Origin of the sequence: Microcystis sp. LE18-22.4A, assembly GCF_027531105.1 — a bacterium.
Lineage (GTDB): Bacteria > Cyanobacteriota > Cyanobacteriia > Cyanobacteriales > Microcystaceae > Microcystis > Microcystis aeruginosa.
Map to the genome: position 1 here is coordinate 1 of NZ_JAPZRB010000593.1, position 4,047 is coordinate 4,047.

General features: G+C 41.4%; 8 protein-coding genes and 1 pseudogene. 2 read left to right on the plus strand and 7 right to left on the minus strand.

All coding sequences use genetic code 11. The features are described 5' to 3' along the window. Positions 1-183: 183 nt before the first annotated feature. Together O9295_RS25465 and O9295_RS25470 are read left to right on the plus strand one after the other, a co-directional pair. Positions 184-339: pseudogene (locus O9295_RS25465) on the plus strand (element excision factor XisH family protein); the annotation flags it as partial. Beyond that, positions 324-626 carry an element excision factor XisI family protein gene (locus O9295_RS25470; RefSeq protein WP_002734790.1) on the plus strand — a complete coding sequence of 101 codons (303 nt, stop codon included), beginning with the start codon at positions 324-326 and terminating at the stop codon, positions 624-626. The pseudogene O9295_RS25465 and the gene O9295_RS25470, both read left to right, overlap by 16 nt. 190 nt (positions 627-816) lie before the next feature. Here O9295_RS25470 and O9295_RS25475 read toward each other — a convergent pair whose 3' ends face one another. The 7 genes from O9295_RS25475 to O9295_RS25505 all read right to left on the minus strand — a co-directional run bounded on the left by O9295_RS25475 (position 817) and on the right by O9295_RS25505 (position 3,932). Next, on the minus strand, positions 817-1,002 hold the full coding sequence (locus O9295_RS25475) for a DUF5615 family PIN-like protein (RefSeq protein WP_308417902.1): 186 nt from the start codon (positions 1,000-1,002) through the stop codon (positions 817-819). Next, on the minus strand, positions 1,003-1,227 hold the full coding sequence (locus O9295_RS25480; RefSeq protein WP_288036090.1) for a DUF433 domain-containing protein: 225 nt from the start codon (positions 1,225-1,227) through the stop codon (positions 1,003-1,005). Positions 1,228-1,375: 148 nt separating this feature from the next. Further along, a complete protein-coding gene (locus O9295_RS25485) occupies positions 1,376-1,783 on the minus strand; it encodes a hypothetical protein (RefSeq protein WP_288036092.1) in 408 nt (135 codons plus the stop codon). Positions 1,784-1,786: 3 nt separating this feature from the next. Then, positions 1,787-2,185 carry a hypothetical protein gene (locus tag O9295_RS25490; RefSeq protein ID WP_002746868.1) on the minus strand — a complete coding sequence of 133 codons (399 nt, stop codon included), beginning with the start codon at positions 2,183-2,185 and terminating at the stop codon, positions 1,787-1,789. Positions 2,186-2,303: 118 nt separating this feature from the next. Beyond that, positions 2,304-2,918, minus strand: coding sequence for a DUF1349 domain-containing protein (locus O9295_RS25495; RefSeq protein ID WP_288036093.1), 615 nt, complete (start codon positions 2,916-2,918; stop codon positions 2,304-2,306). 337 nt (positions 2,919-3,255) lie between these two features. Further along, the gene (locus tag O9295_RS25500; RefSeq protein ID WP_271935328.1) at positions 3,256-3,693 is read right to left on the minus strand and encodes a type II toxin-antitoxin system VapC family toxin; all 438 of its coding nucleotides are present in this window, start codon (positions 3,691-3,693) and stop codon (positions 3,256-3,258) included. Further along, entirely contained in the window at positions 3,681-3,932 is a 252-nt protein-coding gene (locus O9295_RS25505) for a hypothetical protein (protein ID WP_288036094.1), read from the minus strand. Before O9295_RS25505 ends, O9295_RS25500 begins: the two co-directional genes overlap by 13 nt. Positions 3,933-4,047 lie beyond the last annotated feature (115 nt).

Genomic DNA, 4,047 nt, shown 5'->3' on the forward strand with positions numbered 1-4,047 from the left:
TTTTGGCTCTTCGGTTTGTGTTATGCAATGGAGGGGGGTTATAAGGGATGGAACCCTTATATAGAAAAGCATTTGGCGATTTTTGTCAATTATTTTTGATCTAGAGCGAACTAATCAATTAAGTCTCTTGCCAGATAAGGATTTAGTCGATTTATGCCCCCCTATCGAACCATACCAGGTAACGAAGAACCAAGAAAACTTTTTTTGGGCATTAGTCAAGCGGTTTATTTAAAACACTTCAAAAAAGCTATTTTCCAACTGGTTATTAAACGTAATAGAATCAATTTAATTATTTATAATCCTCAAAAGGAGATAATTTGCGAATGGATAACACAGTAAATTATGCCGATATTCTGACTCAAGTTATCAGAAAAGAATCGGCGATGCAACCTCGATTACAAACCCTTAAAATTACCCCAGTTTGTGATCCAGAATCAGGCAACTTTTTAATAATTATGACTGGTTGGGAAAAAGAAGCGTGGATTAATACAATTTTATTTCACGCTCGTTTATTGAAAAATAAAATTGTCATTGAAGATGATAATCTTGAAGAAGGATTAACAACCACTTTAATTCAGGCTGGGATTCCCCCAGAAGATATTATTACTGGACTTTCCCTAGAGTAAGGCAGGCATTACCCACCTTAGCGATATCGCAATGAATGTTAGGAAAAATTATCTAAATGCTTCAATTCTATCTAAATAGACATTAACTAATTTATGTTCAATAACCAAAGCTTCAACTTCTGGCCAAATACGAGCTAAAAACTGATGAAATTCTCGTTTTCGTATATTGCCAAAACGGAGATGTACTACTTTAGGTGCAAAAAAAATTAAGCATTAGTTGATCGGAAAAGTCTGTATCTTTCGTAACAATAACCAGTTTTTTATCCTTTGCATATTGCCAAATTTCCGTATCACTTGGACTTCTCCCTAAAAATGATCGGTAAAGATGGAGTGAAGAGGATTTTAGCTGGTAAATTTTCATCGAAGAAAAAACCATTCATGCAATTTTTCTGACTTCATAGTGATTCGCCATCAATCTTGCTGCAAATTGCCTACAGGCATAAATATCTTCTCGATTCAGAGAAGGATATTCTTCAAGGACTTCTTCAATAGAATCCCCTGCTCCCAAAAATTCCATAACTGTTTGCACAGGAATTCGGGTTCCAGCTATAACAGGTCTTCCATTACAAATATCTGGATTGATATGGATACGACTTTCCATTAAGGTTTTGTTACCTCTTTGATGACCTTAAGTAAACTTATTATACCCTTTCATAGTCACAGGTAAGGATGTTGGGTTTCCTGAAAATCGATCGCTGCAGCGGTAGGACCCGCATCAGGGAACGCACCCTACCAGAGCAGCGATCATACTATTCCCAAGTTAGAGTTATACCTTCTAGTTTACATACTCTCTGAATAGTTTCTAGTTTACTCTCAGTCAATTTCCCAAATAGGTGAACTCTCATTTTATGCTTGGGATAATACTGTCCATAACTCTTTATTTGCCCGATCGCTGATTTCCAGCCTTTTGTATTTTTAACTTCAATTATTTCAGTATTAGTTAAGACATCTATTCTACCTACCTTATCAATGTAAACCTCGGTTTTTCCTCCTAATTCCCCAGCCAGTTTGTCCCGATACCAAGCCTCTGTACCCTTTACAGGAGAATTTATCTCAGGCTCAATAACTATGCCATTAAGCTGATTAATAAAATCCCGAATTGCTCCTCTTACTAATTTTTGAGCAGCATTGGGGGACTGTCTTTTCCGTTTAGCCATTACTTACTCAGTGAATAATTTAGAGATACCATACCCAGCCAAACCAATTACTGCTCCTACTGCCGCTACGGGAGCCATTGTAACTGCAACTGCCGTCCCCCCTACTGCTAATCCCATACCCCCAACCAATGCTGATATACCGGCTCCAGCACCCGCACCAATTGCTGCTGCTCCAATTGCAGTTGCGTCTTGTTCTTCTATTGCTTTTTTGGTTCCGTAAACTGCCGTGCCGACCACTGCTCCTGCTGCTGCTACTGGAGCCATGCCGACGCCTAGAGCAGTTCCTCCTACAGCAAGTCCCATACCCCCAACCACTGCCGATGCACTAGCTCCAATCGCTGTACCCACTCCCACTGAAATCATTGCCTCTTGAACTTCTTCTGGCTTATTTTTGTCCGTCATTATTTTTTGCCTCATTAGCTTTGGGTAATTATGAAACTCTAGCATAAGACAGACAAGCCGTGAACCACAACAAGCCAGGCGTTAAGGCGCATAAGTGCCAGTCGGGTGCATACAGTTATTAGCTGGCTTCTGGTATTGCCAGCCACTGATTGTCTGAGATTTCCAAGGTTTTGAAACAACAGCGAAACGCTTTGCCTATTGGGCTGCAGGCATACACTCCGATTTGGCAATCGTCGGCTATCTTGTGTAAGTGTGTGATCCGCATTTGCAGCCAAGCCTGCCCATCATAAGAATTCTCTAGCAGAAAATCGCTCCCCCGTTTACTGATGCGATACCACATTTCGCGGTATTCTGAAGAAATGTCTTGCGTTGCCCAATCAGAATATCCGAAATTGGTCACCACAGAACCAAGCCGACTAGCTTGTTCGCTTTCATATTCCGTGGAAACTTTTATCCAATTCCGACTGTCAATCCGCACCATTAGGCCACATTGATCATATTTTTCCCGAGGCTGAAATTCTACTTGGGTCATTAGGGAAAAATCCCCAACTTGTCGCATCAATAAGCAATGCCCATCATCTCTTTGAAAACCATAGTGCGTGTTTTGCCAAAAATCAGTTTTTCCATCTGTAGAAATTTCCAAGCCATTACCCAAACGATAATGCGTCGGCTCGTTGAGCCAGTAAAAATCATCTGACAATGCTGGCTGTAAAAAATTTTCACTAAGTCGCATAATATCGCTCCTAATCAGATACATCGTGATATTACGAGGCCAGCTAACCATTGATTATACAGAAACTTTCCGAATAACCAGAGTAAGGATTAAGGATATGGGGAAACTTTCGGCATATCACCCCGTTTTGTGGATTACTGACAATCAGCTGAGATACAAAGAACTTTTCAGCGACCCTATCACTAATTCTTCAATCTGACTGCACTTCGTAACAAAAATTTACAATTATTCGACGGCACTTGCACTCCCGTCCGTCGCTGTGCATAGATGTTTTTAGCTTATTATCATTTGCTTGAATCAATGTTTAAGGAACGAACTCTACCAGATTGGTGTACTGTTACAGAGCATCCAAAACCAAAACTTTTAAATCTGGGACAGCAGCTAAACGGGCATCATTGGTCAAGAAAAACATAGCACCTTCTCCCATAGCAGTGGCAATCTGGATTGCGTCTGGAGTTCGCAAGTTTTGTCTTGCTCTTAACTGGGCGGCAACTTCGGCAATCTCAACAGAAATAGGTACTGTAATTAAGTTTTCTTGATCGAGAAGAATATCACGATACTGGCAGGCAAGTTCTACATTGCCTGAGCGTAATGGATGCACCAAAACTTCTGTCAGCGTCAACGTAGAGGTAACAACTTGAAACTCGCCTCGACTTAGCGCCCCAAAAAAGGCACGCACAAGCCCTAAATATGCCTGATTTTGCTCCATCAGGTAAATGAGTGGCGCGGTATCCAAACCCACAACTTGACCTTGTAGTTGCATCAGCCATTCCATGAGGCACGTTCCTGATTAACGTACTCTTGAGCATCAAGTCCATTCCAGATTTCTTTTCCTAGTCCTTCTAGTTCCATAATGCTATGCTTGGGCTTAACAAGCATAGGGCGACGAACCATTACAGCTAACTCTTTTAACAAGCGAAGTTGCTCGTCTGGGGTGAGATTCTCAACTTGCCGGCGAACATCTTGATAGGTAGTCATGCTCTTTACTCCATTAGGGGTCGAGAAGGTCGTCACCGACCTCCCCTCCCATTCAGAACCGTGCGTGAGACTTTCGCCTCACACGGCTCCTAGTTTGACTGTTCCCTTGTTAAGGATACCGCTTGACTTCTTTTGGTTTGGTCTAGTATTA